Here is a 16,584-nt window from a genome sequence, read left to right as displayed (position 1 = left end):
ATAACGGGTGAGGACTGTAACTCACAGGCCGCACCCGAGCGCAGAATTTCACCCTGCATTTGATCTGGGTTATCTTTTGCTAAGATTCAAAGGTCATTGGTAGACCCCCGCCTCTACAATCGCAACCCAAAAAGGTCTAAAAATTAGGCATCTTCTTGCTGGCTCATAAAGTCCGCCATTCTCTGCAGTAACTCTTCTTCGCTGAGATCTTCCTTATGAGTGCCTATGGTCCAGACATGACCAAAGGGATCTTCCAAGGTACCGGCACGATCGCCATAAAATTGGTCGTGCACCGGACGCAGCTCCTTGGCTCCGGCGGCAATGGCCCGGGCAAACACAGCATCCACATCTTCTACATACAGCATTAAACTCACCGGCGTGCCGCCGAGGGCATGTGGGCTTTGAAAATGCGGCTGTGGGCACATATCCGCCAGCATAATATGGGAGTCGCCGATTATCAGCTCGGCATGAGCAAGGCCACCATCGGGCATGGGCATCTGCATCACTAACTCGGCCCCAAAGACCTCTTGATAATAGCTAATGGCACGCACGGCACCATCAATAATCAAATAGGGGGTAACGGCATGAAAGCCTGGTGGAATAGCAGGAACACTCATAAATTTGACTCGCTGTGGTAATTTCACTCAGTTTAAGCTTAGTCGACAGACAGCAAGCAAGTACCTTATCAGTACCCGGCAACCAGGTATATTTCGCGGCGTTTTCAAGCTAGTATCGGATAATATTGATAAGGTGATGGACGCCAGATAATGATCAATACCCTGAGACTACGCGCTTGTGGCAACTACTCAAGCCTGGGGGAGGTATTTGAAGTGCTGATAGACGGCACACCCTTGCTGGAACTGGTAAAGCAATTCGAACAGCGCTTTGATCCCCACATAGGTGGCGCCTATAGAGCGGCGCTGAGCCTTGACGATATCAGCAAGCGCATGTTGGAAAACAAGGCAACCCTGATGCCACTGGCCTGTGATTGCGGACAGTGGGAATGTTGGTACTTACTTACCCAGGTGTATTGCACCGACGACTATGTGTGCTGGCAGCATTGGCATAACCCCTATCGCGACGGCCAAAGCACACAGCATTGGGATTACCGTGAATTTGATGTATTCACCTTCGACAAAGCGCAATATCAAGCGGAAATCGTTAAGGCATTAAGGTAACGACTTAAAGGCTCAATTATGGATGAACAGGAATTACAGCATTATCTGCGTAGCGTAATCAACGAAGCGGACGTCGCCTTGCTCTGTGATGATTGTCGCGGTGCCCTGGCTTTGGTTGTTAGTCGCTTGCATGCCCTGTACGAATTCGATGAAAACCTTCATATTCCGTTACTTGATGAGCTTCCCCAGCGCTACCGTGCCGGGGAGCTGGACACTCCCGAGCAGATCCGGGCCTTTTTCGAGCGCCACCTAGATTCTTTACCCGGCGATACCCTGCCACCGCCACAACCTATCGAAGACGAAACCCGGTAGCCAAAACGAGCCATTCTAAGACCAATTTCAATGCCGGGTCTTAACCCACTCCACTCTCAAGTACCATCCCGTAAAATGCAAAAATAACCTAAAAACGCAAAAATAATGCACATTTGTTAAAATAAACCAAAGCCTTAGCCACAAAAACAAAACCTACAACAAATTGAATTTAAATGCCTTTTTACCAACCAACCCCAAATTACCCAAAACAATTACAAAAAACTATACCATTTTTTTAACAACTGTGTTTTCATAATCGGGCCTAACGCGGTAACCGAATTACAACAGGCGGCAACCGCGTCAACGTCAAATACCCTTGTGTCACCAAGGCACAATGACAACACAATAATTAAATAAAGGTATTCACTATGAAGTCTAAATTCTCTCTCGTTGCTACGGCCACCCTATTGGCTCTAGGCCTTGGCTCAGAAGCAGCACTAGCAAACTCTTTACAACCGAATTTAGGCAGCAAGGATAAAGCTGAACAAGTAAAAACGAACGGAGCGAGCAAAGAGCGCGTAATCGTAAAATTTACTCGCGGTAAGTCTGCCGAAGTAAAATCGCTGGCGAAAAAGCTAGGCGGTGAGATTAAAGTTGATCTGGCCAAGCACGATGCCTTCGCCATGGAAGTACCAGCGGCGGCTCTTAAGGGCCTGCGTAACAACCCAAATGTTGAATTTGTAGAAGCCGACGTTAAACGTCACCTACTTGCCACCAACCTAAACACCACAGAGGTTGAGCCATGGGGTATCAGCCGCGTGCAAGCGGATATCGTTTCCGATGAGCTAGCCGGCAACCGCACCGTATGTATTATCGACTCAGGCTATGACATCCGTCACTCGGATCTAGATGCGAACCTGGTATCAGGCACCAACGACTCAGGTACCGGCCAATGGTCAACGCCAGGCGGTTCACACGGTACTCACGTTGCCGGTACCGTAGCCGGTATCACTAACGGTTCGGGTGTTGTGGGTGTAATGCCAAACGGCAATGTAAACCTGCATATCATTAAAGTATTTAACGAGTCTGGCTGGGGCTACTCTTCAAGCTTGGTATCAGCAGTTGATGACTGTGTGGCAGCGGGCGCCAACGTTATCAGCATGAGTCTAGGTGGTGGTGGCAGCAGCCGCACCGAAGGCAATGCCTTTGCCAACTACTACAGCCAAGGTGTACTAAGCATCGCCGCGGCAGGTAACGACGGTAATACCGCTCACTCTTACCCGGCTTCATATGATGACGTGGTATCGGTAGCGGCCGTTGATTCTGGCAATATGCACGCTAACTTCTCACAGCGCACCAACCAGGTTGAACTTGCCGGTCCAGGTGAAGCCGTACTGTCAAGCGTAGGTCTGGGCGACGGTCAGCTAGCACAACTAAGTGTTGGCGGTACCGACTACTTCGCTAATGGCGTGGTACCACACCTGTTCTACAACAGCAGCCTGTCATTTGACCCTGCGGGCAACAATGGCTCAGCCAGCGGCGCGCTAGGCGTATGTACTACAACGGGTACTTCATACTCGTGTGGCGACATGACGGGTAAAATCTGTCTTGTTGAACGTGGTGAAAACCAAGGTGACAGCTCGACCTCAACGGAAAATTCATACCCTGAATACCGTGGCGCCAATGCCTGTGCCGACGCCGGTGCCGAAGGTATTATCGTTTACAGTAATGCTGCTCGCCCGGGCCTACAAGCGCCATTTATGGTTGACTTCAATGGCAAAATTCAAGGCATTCCAACGGCCTCAATTGACCGTGCAACCGGCCTTGAGCTGGCTGCAAAAGCGGGTCAAACGGCGAGCCTGTCTAAAGTAGATGGCCAGGACTGGGATTACTACAATGGTACATCAATGGCGACCCCTCACGTGAGTGCGGTTGCAGCCCTGGTGTGGTCATATCACACCGCCTGTTCGGCAGCGGAAGTGCGTAACGCCCTGGCGGTTACTGCTGAAGATTTAGATGCAGCCGGTCGTGACGTGAAAACCGGTTACGGTCTGGTTAAAGCACAAGCGGCCATCGATTATCTTGCGGGTACTAGCTGTGGCGGCGGTTCATCTGACAATGCACCGGTAGCGGATTTCAGCTTCTCATGTGATGCCCTGGCTTGTAGCTTCACCGACGGCAGCTCGGATGACAACGGCGTAACCGGTTACAGCTGGAACTTCGGCGACGGCGCTAGCAGCTCGGCGCAAAACCCTAGCCACAGCTATGCGGCAGACGGTTCATACACTGTGACGCTAACGGTAACCGACAGCGCCGGTCAAACCGACACCAGCTCACAAACCGTGAATGTAAGCAGCGGTGCTACGGGCGGCTCTATCGACCTAAATGCGTTTGGTTACAAGGTAAAAGGTCGTCAACGCGTAGACCTAAGCTGGAGCGGTGCAAACAGCAGCAATGTTGATATCTATCGCAACGGCTCGGCTATCACCACAACCAACAATGACGGTGCCTACACTGACGCTATCAACCAAAAAGGCGGCGGTGTATACAACTACTCAATCTGTGAAGCAGGCACGACTAACTGCTCTGCAACTGTAACCGTAGTTTTCTAAGCCTTAGTTAAACTACCGATACATTGCAACACCCATGCCGGTCTATATAGACCGGCATTTTTGTTATAGCACTATTGACCGGTAGGGGCTTTAATGACAAGCAGTAACAGATTTCAATTGTTAAGCGCGGTTGCTATAACTGCGGATCTCAAACTGGGTTATAAAGCCAAGGTTTTCATACAGAGGTCGACCGGCCGCCGATGCCTGCAAGACCATATACTGCGCCCCCGAGGCCACCGCAAGCCTGAGCAAATCCTGCATCATGCTTTTGGCAAGCCCTTGTCCTTGATGCGTTTGTTTTAACGCGACCTGATGAAGGCCGACTACCTCCCCGGTGTAATACAAAAGCGCGCTGGCAACAACCTTTCCCGCCCATACCCCAACATATAATTGTGCTTGCTCACATTCGAGTAAAGACGCAATGGCCCGGGCATCCACACGATAACCAAAAGCCTCATTCACCACCTCTATCCAGGAAGAAACCTCCTCGACCCTAGTAATGTTTCTTACCACCAACTCTGCGCTCGTGATTGTCTTATCCGAGGTGGGTGGATAATCACTTACGGACAAGGGCAAATACATGGCCGTTTGTTCTAAGACGCAATCCCATCCGGCGTGTTTAAGCGCTAACTCACGCTCTTCGGGGAACTGCAATGACGCCCCGTGCAAATCCGGCCAAAGTGGAAACATCACCCCAGCTCGAGCCTCGGCTAGCGGCGCCATGCTGGTCAGCGAACCGGGCTCTGGGTGCCAGCAGCGATGAGGCCACACATGATTGACCTTAAATGGCCATGTGCTCTCATCAGCCAAGGGCGCCGCACCATAGTGCTCCCAAAGGCTTGTTAAGTTCGCTATATTGGCTTGATTAATATCCACTTCTCGACTCCCAATTCACTAAGATAACACCACCAATCAATAACACCGTTCCCAATAACTTGCTGCCATCCAGAGCCTTAACGGGCAAGTTAAACCAACCCAGGTGACTGGCAAGCATGGCCACCACAATTTGCCCCGACAAGGCAAACGACATCATGCTTCCTAGGCCCATTTTTGGGATCAGATAATAAAAGCAACTGACGCCAAACGCACTGAACACGCCGGCGAGCCACAAATACCAGGGCACATTGGTGATGACACCAACACTCGGGTAGCTTTTACTGGTGAATACCAGCACCGCGGTGACAAGAGTAAAGCTGGTTAAAAACGCCACCCCAGTGGCGAACATTGCGCTGTTGAGCAACACCCCCAATTGCGCATTCATGGCCGCTTGTATGGCAATGGCGGCGCCGGCAGCAATGGCCAGTATACAAAGCATTAAGGCCATCATACGCTGTCTACCATCTCGGCATAGTCGAAGCGGACTTTTTCTGCCCTTGCTTGGCTGTCTTCTTGATGTCGATAGCCTATGGGGCAGATCACGGTCGTGGTTAAACCGCGCTTTGTTAACCCAAGAATGCGGTCATACTGCTGCGCGTCAATCCCGCTCATCGGGCAGGTATCTATGCGCATCTGTGCCGCACAGGTAAGCAAGTTGCCAAGCGCAATATAGGCTTGCTGATGTGCCCATTCCTGGCGCTGTGCCGGTGTTTTACTGGCCAGCGCCGACTTCATATGATCACCGTAACGCTGTAAATCGGCAATGGGGGTGCCCGTGACTTCGCTGTGGCGGGCTATATAGCGCTCTACCGTCTCATCACCAATGTTTGTCTGCGCCGCAAAAACAAGCAAATGCGAACTATTAGCCACCTTATCCTGGCCGTAGGAATGAGGCACCAGTTGCTCGCGCAAGTATGTTGAACGTACCAGAATTAACCTATAAGGCTGCAATCCATACGCCGACGGGCTTAAGGAGGCGGCCTGTAACAGGGTTTGCAATTGGTCTTCAGGCACCCTTTGCTGGGAAAAATGTTTTACGGCGTAACGCCACTCTAGTGCGGTTAAAAACTCCATACTTACCTCTGTGTCAATCAAACCATAACTGGAACCTACTCGCTCCAGCGCATGAGAGACAGTGTTTCGAGGCGCTATGCGGGGTTCATTTACATAGGTTGATAAGGGATAAGTTTTTTCTCACCCGACTTAACTGGGTCGGCGTTATCCCTAAATGCGAAGCGATATGGTATTGCGGTAAGCGCTCGGCTAAGGCAGGAAATTGCTTGCTAAAATGCAGATATCGAGTGGTGGCATCGTCCTGCACTATCTCGATTTCTCGCTGGTCTTTTGCCAACAACCAATTTTTCTCAAGATAATGGATTTGATAGAGCATAAGTTCTGGATTGCTCTGCATGAGCCGGCGAAAGCCCTTAAAATCGATGGCGATCAGCGTACTTTGCTCCAGTGCCTCAAAGGCCAAACTTGATGCTTGCTGTGTTAACAGCGCCGTCATAGACCCGGGAAATTTGCCCTCATCGAAAAACATCTTATTGTATTCATTACCTTTTTCATCGGTAACAAAACAACGTACCAAGCCTTGATAGAGATAAGAGAAGGACCGTGGCACGACCCCACATGGATAAATCAGCTGGTGCTTATCCGCATGAACCAAGGTGCATAGGGGCTTAAATTGCTGCCAGGTCTGCTCACCGATGGGAGCATACCCTGTCATTTGCGCACGCAAAGAGTCGAACGCAGCCTGCTGCTCACTCACTATTACCTCCAATGTAACTAACCGCCTTACTGGACTTATTTTCGTCATTGGTACGAATACCGACACTGCCAGTCATTATAGTCGGATTGATAAGCAAAACAGTAGCGCAACGTTTTATCTCGTTAACCAACAAAGCAATGATAAAAAAAGCCCCAATTTTGGGGCTTTTTAAGTACTTTATAACTTGGCTAACAATGGCGACATGGGGATACCAAAATCGGGGAGGCTCGGCGGTAAGCTGGCCACTTCTGTAGGTAGCTGCGCTTTAATCCGCTCCATGTTTTCACTGTCACCTTGATGGAAGTAAACATAGTACTTCAAAACGGCTGTGTACTTATTGTCTTCTGGTAACTGCTCAAGGATGGCTCGTGCATTGTCAAAGTCCTCCACCTCTATGTACGCACGGGCCAGATTCATCAGGGTTCCAGGTTTAGTCTGGTCTTTTAGCTGCGCCTTTAGTTCGTTTAACTCATTAATTGCTAAATTAGGCTGCTGCAGCTGCAAGTGCGTTAAGGCCGTTACATTTTTCAAAAAATATGGCGCCGAGTCCGCATCGGGATACCAATCTGCGAAGGCAAGCATAACATCTTCATAACGAGCAAGTTTGTGACCAACATGACTTAGCAGGGTAAAGCTCAGTAGCTTAATTTTGCTTTCGTCCTGTTCGTTGAGTACGGCTCTATTGGCGTGCCAATTTAAGATGTTAGCAAACACTTTATTGAGCTTTTCTACATCTTTGCTTTTAGCCTCGGCTGCGCCATCGAGCAACGCAGCCATTTGCTCATCATAACTAATGGCTGTTTGCTGTGCTTGTAGCTGCTGCGGCTTATCTTTATCCACAATTTGCGCCGCCGCAACGGCACTAAAGGCGAGTGACATAACTAGTGCAATGACATGCTTTTTGTTCATAGTTTTTTCCTTGTCTAACATTTTAATCCGTTGCACGTTAAAGCTCTGTTGTTGAGCAATACTTAACAACGGGGTCATAAATTGCCTATGTCCATTTTTCGCTTGGTGCTGCGATAAAAGGACACTGGCAAGATCCAGTTGATATTGTTCCCGAAAGCTCGCTGCGCACTTTTCATCGCAGCTGAGTTCCAGCTGTTGCTTTGATTTTTTAGCTAAAAATAAGCACAGGGGATTCCACCAAAATAGGCTTTCCAACAAGCAAATAGCCCAGCTCCAATACACATCCCCCTGGCGTAAATGGGTTGCCTCATGTTGAATAATCGAATGAACTTCTTTGGCATCAAGCAGCGCCCGATCCAGCCAGATAGTGGGCCGTGTCACCCCACTGGCGAATGCCGGAGCCCCTAACTTTGCAACCCGAACAGGGTAACCCCCACTACTTTGATCATAGCGGTTACAGGGTGTGGAGTGGCGATAAAGTCGCTTGATAAACGAGAAGTACTGCCCTATGCGCCAGATAAACAAGGCGACACCAATTAGCAACGCCAGAAATACCAGATGAGAGACATCAAATGCATAGCCATCAACTAACGACACTGGTGCCTGAACCTGAGTAGCTAGAGCATCTTGTTGTTGGCCTTGCGAGGGAGCCGTCTGCCAAAAATGTGCAACGTTAAAAGTCAGCTCCGGGTCTTGCTGATATTTAGAAACTTCGGGCATATGCTGCCAGGGCACAAGCCAGCTGGACAGTGCCAACACCGAGACATAGAAGCTCAGTCGTGCCGGAGCACTTTGTAGCCCCTTTAATGCGACCAGTGCGCACAGTGAAATAAATAAGCTGGTTAGGAAATAGTCCGTCATATCGCCCTCCTTTTTTACATGTCTTTCTTTTTGCTATTTAACAGGTTTTGTAAATAGGCAATATCCTCATCATTAAGACGCTCTTCTTTAATAAAGTGAGCAATGAGATTACGGGAGCTTCCCTTAAAAAAGCGCTGCATAAAGGTGGGGACGGCTTCTTCTGACAGAGCGCTTTGCGTCACAATAGACTGATAAACAATCGCCCTGCCTTGCTGACCACAACGCTCCACCGCGCCTTTCTTTTCAAGCCGATCGACAATTGTTTTCACCGTGTTATAGGCCACTTGCTTGTTATTCTTTTTTGCTTCGCTAAGCAACTGATGGATTTGGCTCGCTGTACATGGCTCGTGTTGCCAAAAAAGCTGCATCACATCCATTTCAAAATCACTGAGTTTCATTTCACCCTCACTACTACACTTGTAGTTATTAACTACCACAAATGTAGTAATTAGACTTTTTAAAGTCAAGATTTAATTTAACCCTCAGCATGAAACGGTTAGGTAAGTTGTGAACTGCGTCTTTATTCTGCCGGCACGAGGTTGAGCATGTTATAATCCCCTTTTACTTTTAAAAGATGATTGTCACCGTGACCTTACCTGCCTTTTCCAGCACCCCGCTTTCTCGCTCTTTGCTCGATAACCTAGAGTCTTTGGGTTATCACCATATGACAGAAATCCAAGCGCAAACCTTGCCGCTCATTTTGGCGGGCAAGGATGTGATTGGTCAGGGTAAAACCGGCTCAGGCAAGACGGCCGCCTTCTCTTTGGGGCTGTTACATAATCTCAATGTAAAACGTTTTCGTGTCCAGGCCCTGGTGGTATGCCCGACCCGAGAGCTGGCCGATCAGGTGGCGGTGGAAATTCGCAAACTGGCTCGTGCCATTCACAATATCAAGGTGCTCGCCCTGTGTGGTGGTGCGCCCATGGGGCCGCAAATCGGCTCGCTTGAGCACGGTGCCCATATTATTGTCGGCACCCCGGGACGCATTGAAGAGCACTTGCGTAAGGGCCGCTTATCCCTGGATGAGGTTAACACCTTCGTACTTGATGAAGCGGATCGCATGTTGGAAATGGGCTTTGAAGAGCCACTGCAATACATTATCGATCACTGCCCGGCAGAGCGACAAAACCTGCTCTTTAGCGCCACCTATCCGCCTAAGATTGAACAGCTGGCCCAGCATGTGATGCACAACCCGCAAAAGATCACGGTCGAATCGACCCATGACGACAGCAGCATAGAGCAGTATTTCTATGAGGTGGACAACAATGACATGCGCTTGGAAGCAGTGCAAAAACTGCTGCTGCATTTCCAGCCCGAGTCGGCGGTAATTTTTTGCAATACCAAGGCCGAGTGTCAGCAGGTGTGCGATGAGCTTCAGAATATGGGCTTTGATGCCGCCGCCTTACACGGCGACCTAGAACAAAAAGACCGCGACCGCACCCTGGTACGTTTTGCCAATCACAGCCTGAGTATCCTTGTGGCCACGGATGTCGCCGCCCGAGGTATAGATGTGGACCATGTGGATATGGTGATCAATTACCATATTGCCCATGACCCCGAGGTCCATGTACACCGCATCGGACGTACCGGCCGCGCCGGTAAAAAAGGCATCGCCTGCTCCTTAATGAGCTATAAAGAGTCGCACAAGGTCAATGCCTTAGAAGATTATCTCGAGCAAACCTTGGAGCCCACCGACCTGCCCAATGACAACGTCTTTAGCAATGCGATTAAGCGTGCGCCCATGGTCACCATACAAATCGACGGCGGCAAAAAGTCCAAACTGCGTCCGGGAGATATTCTTGGCGCCCTGACCTCTAATCAGGCCATTACCGGGGATCAAATTGGGAAAATAAAGGTCACGGCTATCAGCTCCTACGTTGCCGTGCAGCGTAAAATTGCCAATGCGGCGCTGAAAACCATCAGTGAGGGGAAAATGAAGGGCCGCAATTTCCGCGCCCGTAAGCTAAATCGCTAAGCCCTTACGGAAATATATCACTTAGGTGCCAAGGCCTTACGCCCCAGCACCCAATCTCTTAGTTGGCGCCCAGTAAGGCCTTAGCCATTAACTGACCGATTTCGGTGTGGTGCAACATGCTTGAGAAAGGCTTGGTCACGCCATCTGGGCCAAACGCATACACGGCAACCGGCGTTGCGGTATGAGTACCGTTACCCCAGGTCACGCTTTGCTCCGAGCTAATAGCACGGGCAATCAAGGCTCCTTGGTCTTCATAGGCATACACATAGAAGTCGCTGAAATCATTGATAGCCGGCACCTGAGTCGCGCTTAGGTACTTATGATCCGCATAATAGTTTTCGTTAGGCTTAACCGCAGCAATGGCTTGCGCGTCTGCATAATCGATATGGAAATCCGGGTGCAGGGTCGCGTTTACCGCAGTTTGCCATTGCTCCGGCGTTGAAGCGCCAAAATCCCAATCAGCATTCACCTGGTCGTAAATCGCATAGAAAGACGCTTTTTGAGCGTAAATCTTGTCCAAAGTAGAAAGCGAACCAAAGTTGTAGTTTGGATGGTAGTTTTCACCCTTCATACCATCACCCGACAAGGTAGTCGCTTCAGGAATATTATGTGCCGAGTAGCTAAAACCAAAACCACCGGTTTCGTGGTCGGCGGTGATCACCACCAGGGTGTCATTGCGCTCACTAACCCACTCGTACACGGCATCAACCGCTTCATCAAACTTCAATAGTTCGTGTAGCATCCAGCCGGTGTCATTTACGTGCGCCGCCCAGTCGATTTGACCACCTTCGATCATCAAGAAGAAGCCATCTTCGTCTTGAGACAAAACATCCAGGGCTTTTAGCGTCATTTCACGCAGTGAAGGCTCGTGGTTACACTGGCTTTCATCGTTTTTACAGGCCGTGTATTCGATGCCATCGTTCATAGCCGAGTCGTCAAATAGACCCAGCAGCTTAGCACCTTCTGCCGCGCTCAACTGGTCCTTATCAAAGGCCAGGGTATAGCCGGCGTCGCGTGCTTCTGCGATCAGGTTACGATCGTCGCTACGCTTGGATTTCTTAATGACGCTGGTGTTACCGCCTAGCTCCGCAGCCAATGCATCTTTACGATCGGCGGTATCTTGTGGCAACCAGTGACGGGCACCACCACCTAGCAATACATCAACCTGATTCATCAGCAGATCTTCGGCGATTTCGTTCTCAAATGAGCGATGTGGTTGGTGCGCCGCAAAAGCCGCCGGCGTGGCGTGAGTAATACGGGTATCAGTCACTAAGCCTGTGGCCTTGCCCGCTGCCTTGGCTTTTTCCAAAATGGTCTCGACCACATTACCCTGGTCATCCAAACCAATCACTTCAGAAGCCGCCGACATGCCGGTTGCCAACTGAGTCGCCGAGCACGCCGAGTCTGTTACCAAAGAACCGTTTTTACCGCCCGGGGCATTAAGCGACAAACCAACACGACCGCCGTCGGCAAACTTCTGCATGCCCGTGGTTGTGCTTGCCAATACGCTGTTTGGCGCCCGGCGCGCATATTCCTCAAGCAGGCCGATTTGTTGCGGGCCCATGCCGTCGCCAATCATTAAAATGACGTTTTTAACCGAGGTAACTTCTTCCTGTTCAACCGGTACTTCAACGATCTTTTCAACTTCAACGACACGTTCGACTTCAACTGTTTTTGTGTCCGAATCACAGCCCATTAGCAGTGCCGAAGAAATGGCCGCCGCCAGCATGGTTTTATTTATTTTCATTTTTTTTCCCTGATAATACTATTTTAGTTAGTTGTACAGGGCGGCGATAATGAACGCGCTTTGTTAAAAATAAATGAAACTTTTGTAAAGGTTTAAATTATTGGGACATTAATTTTTATATTTATAAAATAACCATTCCCATATTAGGGATAAAATAAATCAAACCATATTTCTTTCTCTCCCCTAAGCCAAGAGCGCTTTATCTAGACTTTTTTTATCTATTTGCCCAAGGGAGGCTAAACTTGAAAAGCAGCTTAGCGATTTAGTTGATTTATCGGGGTCAATTTCAAGGAGCAAGGCATGAATCGTGTCAGTAATGTAGAGGCGCAACAGAGTAAACCGATCACCGCACGTTCGCCAATTCGAGCACTGTTAACACCACGCTATAAAGATATGGGTGGTTTTTCGGTGCTGCGCTCCCTGCCCACCTCACAGATCACCACCATAGGACCCTGGATTTACTTCGATCACCTAGGACCGGCCACCTTTGCGCCCGGGCAAGGGGTTAATGTGCGCCCTCACCCTCATATTGGCATAGCCACAGTCACCTATATGTTCGACGGCGAGCTGCTGCATAGAGACTCCTTAGGCAGAGTACAAGCGATTCGTCCCGGCGATGTTAACCTAATGATTGCCGGTGCCGGCATAGTACACTCAGAGCGCCAAAGTGAGCAGGAGTGCGCTAAAGCGCACAGTCTTGAGGGCTTACAGTTATGGCTGGTATTGCCAGAAGAGCAAGAGCAAAGCGACCCGGCCTTTTATCATTATCCCGCTGAAGCCTTGCCTATCACCTCGATAGCTGGGGTGCCGGTGCGGGTGATGATGGGCAGCGCCTACGAGGTAAGTTCACCGGTAAAAACCTTTTCCGATACCCTTTACCTTGAAGCCGAATTAGCACCCGGACAAACACTGCCCCTGCCCAATTGCGAGGAGTTAGGCTTGTATGTAGTGCGAGGCCATATTCATTGCGGCGGCACCTCGGTGCCAGCTCAAAGCATGGCGGTGTTCGATTGCTCACCCACGCTGAGCATCCGCGCTCATGAATATTCACGCATCGTCTTAATTGGCGGTGCCTACCTCGGGCCCAGGATCATAGATTGGAACTTTGTATCAAGCAGCCAGACCCTTATCGAACAGGCAAAAGAAAAATGGCGCCAGGGGCGCTTTCCCAAGGTGCCCGGCGATGAGGAAGAATTTATCCCTCTGCCTTAATCAGGAAAGCCAAGTCTATAAGTACATAATCCAGGTCATTACCCTGTTGCGGTAACAGGAGTTATACGGCTTGATAGAAAAAAAGGTCGCCCCGATTGAGACGACCTTTTAAGGAGGGGAACTTACTTGTTACTTCACGCCCTTGCCATTACAGCTATTAACCATTAAATGATCATATGCGGCTTTGGCCTGAACCAAGCCATTACCATACTTATAGTCATAGCCGGCATCGCCCAAATCCTTCGCCGAAACGCTCAAGGCATTACGGATCTCATAGTTATTACAGTGTGGGAAATGACTCCATACCAAGGCCGCGACACCGGACACATGAGGCGTCGCCATTGAGGTACCCGACATCCAGGCATTGCCACCACCGGGGAAGGTGGAATAAGTGTCTACACCAGGAGCTGCAAGCTCAATCTGAGAAGTTCTTTGTGAAAATTCAGCATGTTGCATATCCTTATCCACTGCCGCGACCGACACCACGGAATCGTAAGATGCGGGGTAGCTATGGGTGGCGTTGCCATCATTACCAGCAGCGGCAATGGCCAAGACACCGGCACGCTCTAGTCGTGCAAAAGCACGCGCTTCAACCTTGCTCGAAAAGGCGCCGCCCAAACTCATGCTCACTACCTTAGCACCGGCGTTGGCGCAATCCGCCACCGCGCCGGCAAGATCTGAGGCATAAACAAAACCGCCCTCGTCATCAAACACTCGTACTATGTGTAATTCGGCCATACCCGAGCCTAACACCCCGGTCACACCGCCGTTACCATCAATTGCGGCTATGGTGCCGGCGACATGGGTGCCGTGACCGTGGCCGTCTTCATACCAGGGGCCAGCGCCTTCATCGTCACCGGTCACAGTAGTGCTTGGCAAATCCGGGTGTCCCAAATCATAACCGGTATCGACAACACAGACCTTGATACCGCCGGCATAGTTAAGCTGATCCGCTTGCACCATGGCTAGGCCGTATGGCGCAATATCTTGAAATTCATTGGCGGAAACTGCGCTTGGGATAACCTGGCGCACGGCATCAATTTCGGCGGATTTCATCACCCCCTTTGCCTGTAATTGTTTAAATGTATCGGCATTAACCACAGCCGCCACGGCGTTATCATGATCCAACTGACGTTTTACTTCGCCACCGGCAGCCTCAATGGCGGCGATCAGCTCGGCCTTATTGCCCTGATGATATTCGAATATGACACGAGCCGTTTTGCCCGCCAGCATATCAGTGCCCTCAACCAGCTCGGCTTGCGCCGAAAAAGCAGTGGCTACTAATACAGTGAGTAAAGTTTTATTAAACATCCGTATTCTCCTTATTATTCTGCTTCGTTAGTTTCTGGGCAGCTGTGTTGCTGAATATTACCGTTCACTGTGCCAACATTACCGTAACCCTCATAGGGTCCGTCGATAAGGTTAAACGCGGTAATGGCACCATGGAAATTGCCTTTACCTTCGCCGGTATCAAAGAAACAGACAAAGCCTGTGCCTTCTCCAGGCGCCTGAGGGTTTTTCGATGAGTAGCTAAATTGCGCTTCAAACTGATCCATGCAGTTACATTCCTGCACGCCGTTTTCTAATCCTTCATCGGTCAACGCACAATAACCAAAATTATCTACTTGCGCCTTAAGGCTTACACCACCAACATCTTCGAAATCAATGGCGCTGTGATCGACATAGTTAACGCGACCCTTAACCTCATCGCCGCCGCAATTTTCGGCGTTAAAAGTAAAGACGGCATTCTTATCACCACCGGCCGAAGCCATGGTGCCGCCGCCAGTAAACTTATGCTCACCGATAAAGGTACAGCCGCTCGACAAGGTTGCGGCCAACAACGCCACGCTAAGCAATTTGAGTTTGTTTTGGACCATAACGTCCTCCATTTGTCATTATTTTTAACTTCATTGCATGTTTTTTTATTGCGCACTTGTTCAAACAGTAATGAGAGCCATATAACAACCAAGATGGCACCACTTCCTCACCTGTTGTGAAATTCCAGTGTAAGCAGTTACCAACAATTAACATATAACGCAGATGCGCTAATTGAACGGCTAAATTGACCTAGGCCATTTGACCTAAAATAGCCGTTAAATGCGAAAAAAGTCGTGGTTTTTGAGTAAAAACCAGACTTTATTGCAATTATTGGCACAATGAAAAAGGGGTTAGCTTAGGTGCTGAGCTACAGGTTTACAGCTCAAGGGCATGAGCCAGGCGCTTATATTTCACCGCCGCCTGAGTACGGTTTTCAACATCCAGCTGTTTAAATATGGCACTGGCGTGAACACGAACGGTTTTCTCGGAAATATTCAACTCACGGGCAATTGCCTTGTTGCTTAAACCATCGGCCATTTGCCTTAACACCTTGCCTTGACTGGGGGTCAAAAAGGGTAATACATGGAGTTCATCAGCCTCGGGCAAGACCTGGCGAGAGGCTACTGAATCGACAACAAGGTACTTAGAAATCAAGTCAATAATCACCGAGTCGAATTCGGTTTTAGAGACAAATCCGGCGGCGCCGGCGTTTAAACAGGCGGTGCAGCTGTTAAAGTCATCAAAGCCGCTTATCACTATCACAGGGACATTTGCGTAGTTCTTACATATGTATTCCACTCCCTGAATACCCTCACTGCCGGGCATGGAGAGATCAACAATGGCTAAATCTAGGTGTTGTTCTTTTTGCTCAAAAAGGCGAAAAAGTTGATGGTAACAATGGGCACTTTCAACCTGAATATCGGGCCAAACGTCTTTAATTTTATGTTCAATGGCAAACACAATTAAAGGATGATCATCGGCTATCGCAATACATGCGTTACTCATTTTAAAACCCTCCTTAGCGGCCTTCCCTGCTGGTTTGGCTTAACTGACCCTAGCTGGTGAGCACACCTCTTGTGTGCTTAAGCCAACTTATTACAATGACCCCAATACGGATACAATACCTTGGTCTAGCTTTCCTTTACCTAGGCTAGCCTTACCTAAATCTTCACGCTACAAAATCAGTTAATGCTCATAGCCAACATACAATGTACTTTACAAAGGTACAAGGTGCGCGCGATAGATTCTATTCTCACCGTAACCCAGTTCCGACATCGCCCTGTGTTCCTCATTTCTAATTGCACCGCGCCGCCAAGCAGCTTAACGCCGATGCATTAACTTAAAGCCAACTATACTTTAGTGATTGAACAACT

General features: G+C 49.4%; 16 protein-coding genes. 5 read left to right on the top strand and 11 right to left on the bottom strand.

The genetic code is table 11. From position 1 onward, the window contains the following. Nucleotides 1-143: 143 nt before the first annotated feature. Nucleotides 144-617 carry a VOC family protein gene (locus tag C2M17_RS11660; RefSeq protein ID WP_105200936.1) on the bottom strand — a complete coding sequence of 158 codons (474 nt, stop codon included), beginning with the start codon at nucleotides 615-617 and terminating at the stop codon, nucleotides 144-146. Between the two features lie 150 nt (nucleotides 618-767). Here C2M17_RS11660 and C2M17_RS11655 point away from each other — a divergent pair, with 150 nt between their 5' ends. From C2M17_RS11655 to C2M17_RS11645, 3 genes are all read left to right on the top strand, one after another. Further along, complete coding sequence (locus C2M17_RS11655) at nucleotides 768-1,178, top strand: hypothetical protein (RefSeq protein ID WP_105200935.1); 411 nt, start codon at nucleotides 768-770, stop codon at nucleotides 1,176-1,178. 18 nt (nucleotides 1,179-1,196) lie between these two features. Further along, a complete protein-coding gene (locus C2M17_RS11650) occupies nucleotides 1,197-1,490 on the top strand; it encodes a hypothetical protein (protein ID WP_105200934.1) in 294 nt (97 codons plus the stop codon). A gap of 368 nt (nucleotides 1,491-1,858) precedes the next feature. Continuing rightward, nucleotides 1,859-4,042, top strand: a complete 2,184-nt coding sequence (locus C2M17_RS11645; RefSeq protein ID WP_105200933.1) for a S8 family serine peptidase — start codon at nucleotides 1,859-1,861, stop codon at nucleotides 4,040-4,042. A 120-nt stretch (nucleotides 4,043-4,162) separates the two neighbouring features. On the opposite strand, the gene C2M17_RS11640 is transcribed toward C2M17_RS11645, so the two are convergent. The 6 genes from C2M17_RS11640 to C2M17_RS11615 all read right to left on the bottom strand — a co-directional run bounded on the left by C2M17_RS11640 (nucleotide 4,163) and on the right by C2M17_RS11615 (nucleotide 8,857). Beyond that, complete coding sequence (locus tag C2M17_RS11640; RefSeq protein WP_105200932.1) at nucleotides 4,163-4,918, bottom strand: GNAT family N-acetyltransferase; 756 nt, start codon at nucleotides 4,916-4,918, stop codon at nucleotides 4,163-4,165. Further along, nucleotides 4,908-5,357, bottom strand: a complete 450-nt coding sequence (locus C2M17_RS11635; protein WP_233997983.1) for a DMT family transporter — start codon at nucleotides 5,355-5,357, stop codon at nucleotides 4,908-4,910. The genes C2M17_RS11640 and C2M17_RS11635 overlap by 11 nt, the downstream gene beginning before the upstream one ends. 8 nt (nucleotides 5,358-5,365) lie before the next feature. Next, complete coding sequence (locus C2M17_RS11630; protein WP_105200930.1) at nucleotides 5,366-5,992, bottom strand: NAD(P)H-dependent oxidoreductase; 627 nt, start codon at nucleotides 5,990-5,992, stop codon at nucleotides 5,366-5,368. Between the two features lie 85 nt (nucleotides 5,993-6,077). Continuing rightward, a complete protein-coding gene (locus tag C2M17_RS11625; protein ID WP_233997982.1) occupies nucleotides 6,078-6,689 on the bottom strand; it encodes a Crp/Fnr family transcriptional regulator in 612 nt (203 codons plus the stop codon). A 177-nt stretch (nucleotides 6,690-6,866) separates the two neighbouring features. Beyond that, entirely contained in the window at nucleotides 6,867-8,459 is a 1,593-nt protein-coding gene (locus C2M17_RS11620) for a M56 family metallopeptidase (RefSeq protein WP_105200929.1), read from the bottom strand. Nucleotides 8,460-8,473: 14 nt separating this feature from the next. Next, a complete protein-coding gene (locus tag C2M17_RS11615; protein WP_105190189.1) occupies nucleotides 8,474-8,857 on the bottom strand; it encodes a BlaI/MecI/CopY family transcriptional regulator in 384 nt (127 codons plus the stop codon). 176 nt (nucleotides 8,858-9,033) lie between these two features. Here C2M17_RS11615 and dbpA point away from each other — a divergent pair, with 176 nt between their 5' ends. Then, a complete protein-coding gene (dbpA, locus tag C2M17_RS11610) occupies nucleotides 9,034-10,434 on the top strand; it encodes an ATP-dependent RNA helicase DbpA (RefSeq protein ID WP_199774406.1) in 1,401 nt (466 codons plus the stop codon). A 58-nt stretch (nucleotides 10,435-10,492) separates the two neighbouring features. Here dbpA and C2M17_RS11605 read toward each other — a convergent pair whose 3' ends face one another. Continuing rightward, nucleotides 10,493-12,181, bottom strand: coding sequence for an alkaline phosphatase (locus C2M17_RS11605; RefSeq protein ID WP_233997981.1), 1,689 nt, complete (start codon nucleotides 12,179-12,181; stop codon nucleotides 10,493-10,495). A 300-nt stretch (nucleotides 12,182-12,481) separates the two neighbouring features. Between C2M17_RS11605 and C2M17_RS11600 the strand changes: the two genes are divergently transcribed. Continuing rightward, nucleotides 12,482-13,393, top strand: a complete 912-nt coding sequence (locus tag C2M17_RS11600; protein ID WP_105200928.1) for a pirin family protein — start codon at nucleotides 12,482-12,484, stop codon at nucleotides 13,391-13,393. Between the two features lie 129 nt (nucleotides 13,394-13,522). Here C2M17_RS11600 and C2M17_RS11595 read toward each other — a convergent pair whose 3' ends face one another. The 3 genes from C2M17_RS11595 to C2M17_RS11585 form a co-directional block, all read right to left on the bottom strand. Continuing rightward, entirely contained in the window at nucleotides 13,523-14,704 is a 1,182-nt protein-coding gene (locus C2M17_RS11595; protein WP_105200927.1) for a S8 family peptidase, read from the bottom strand. 14 nt (nucleotides 14,705-14,718) lie between these two features. Then, a complete protein-coding gene (locus tag C2M17_RS11590) occupies nucleotides 14,719-15,270 on the bottom strand; it encodes a hypothetical protein (protein WP_105200926.1) in 552 nt (183 codons plus the stop codon). A 316-nt stretch (nucleotides 15,271-15,586) separates the two neighbouring features. Next, nucleotides 15,587-16,216 carry a response regulator transcription factor gene (locus tag C2M17_RS11585; RefSeq protein ID WP_105200925.1) on the bottom strand — a complete coding sequence of 210 codons (630 nt, stop codon included), beginning with the start codon at nucleotides 16,214-16,216 and terminating at the stop codon, nucleotides 15,587-15,589. Nucleotides 16,217-16,584: the final 368 nt, after the last annotated feature.

It is taken from the genome of Pseudoalteromonas sp. T1lg10, from assembly GCF_002964545.1.
Classification (GTDB): domain Bacteria; phylum Pseudomonadota; class Gammaproteobacteria; order Enterobacterales; family Alteromonadaceae; genus Pseudoalteromonas.
This window is presented reverse-complemented; position numbering and strand designations above follow the sequence as displayed.

What these genes read in the sequence shown, in the direction of transcription:
- C2M17_RS11660 (WP_105200936.1), bottom strand. Translation starts at nt 617, where the DNA reads ATGAGTGTTCCTGCTATTCCACCAGGCTTTCATGCCGTTACCCCCTAT.
- dbpA (WP_199774406.1), top strand. Translation starts at nt 9,034, where the DNA reads ATGATTGTCACCGTGACCTTACCTGCCTTTTCCAGCACCCCGCTTTCT.
- C2M17_RS11590 (WP_105200926.1), bottom strand. Translation starts at nt 15,270, where the DNA reads ATGGTCCAAAACAAACTCAAATTGCTTAGCGTGGCGTTGTTGGCCGCA.
- C2M17_RS11650 (WP_105200934.1), top strand. Translation starts at nt 1,197, where the DNA reads ATGGATGAACAGGAATTACAGCATTATCTGCGTAGCGTAATCAACGAA.
- C2M17_RS11615 (WP_105190189.1), bottom strand. Translation starts at nt 8,857, where the DNA reads ATGAAACTCAGTGATTTTGAAATGGATGTGATGCAGCTTTTTTGGCAA.
- C2M17_RS11655 (WP_105200935.1), top strand. Translation starts at nt 768, where the DNA reads ATGATCAATACCCTGAGACTACGCGCTTGTGGCAACTACTCAAGCCTG.
- C2M17_RS11635 (WP_233997983.1), bottom strand. Translation starts at nt 5,357, where the DNA reads ATGCTTTGTATACTGGCCATTGCTGCCGGCGCCGCCATTGCCATACAA.
- C2M17_RS11585 (WP_105200925.1), bottom strand. Translation starts at nt 16,216, where the DNA reads ATGAGTAACGCATGTATTGCGATAGCCGATGATCATCCTTTAATTGTG.
- C2M17_RS11595 (WP_105200927.1), bottom strand. Translation starts at nt 14,704, where the DNA reads ATGTTTAATAAAACTTTACTCACTGTATTAGTAGCCACTGCTTTTTCG.
- C2M17_RS11600 (WP_105200928.1), top strand. Translation starts at nt 12,482, where the DNA reads ATGAATCGTGTCAGTAATGTAGAGGCGCAACAGAGTAAACCGATCACC.
- C2M17_RS11605 (WP_233997981.1), bottom strand. Translation starts at nt 12,181, where the DNA reads ATGAAAATAAATAAAACCATGCTGGCGGCGGCCATTTCTTCGGCACTG.
- C2M17_RS11630 (WP_105200930.1), bottom strand. Translation starts at nt 5,992, where the DNA reads ATGGAGTTTTTAACCGCACTAGAGTGGCGTTACGCCGTAAAACATTTT.
- C2M17_RS11645 (WP_105200933.1), top strand. Translation starts at nt 1,859, where the DNA reads ATGAAGTCTAAATTCTCTCTCGTTGCTACGGCCACCCTATTGGCTCTA.
- C2M17_RS11620 (WP_105200929.1), bottom strand. Translation starts at nt 8,459, where the DNA reads ATGACGGACTATTTCCTAACCAGCTTATTTATTTCACTGTGCGCACTG.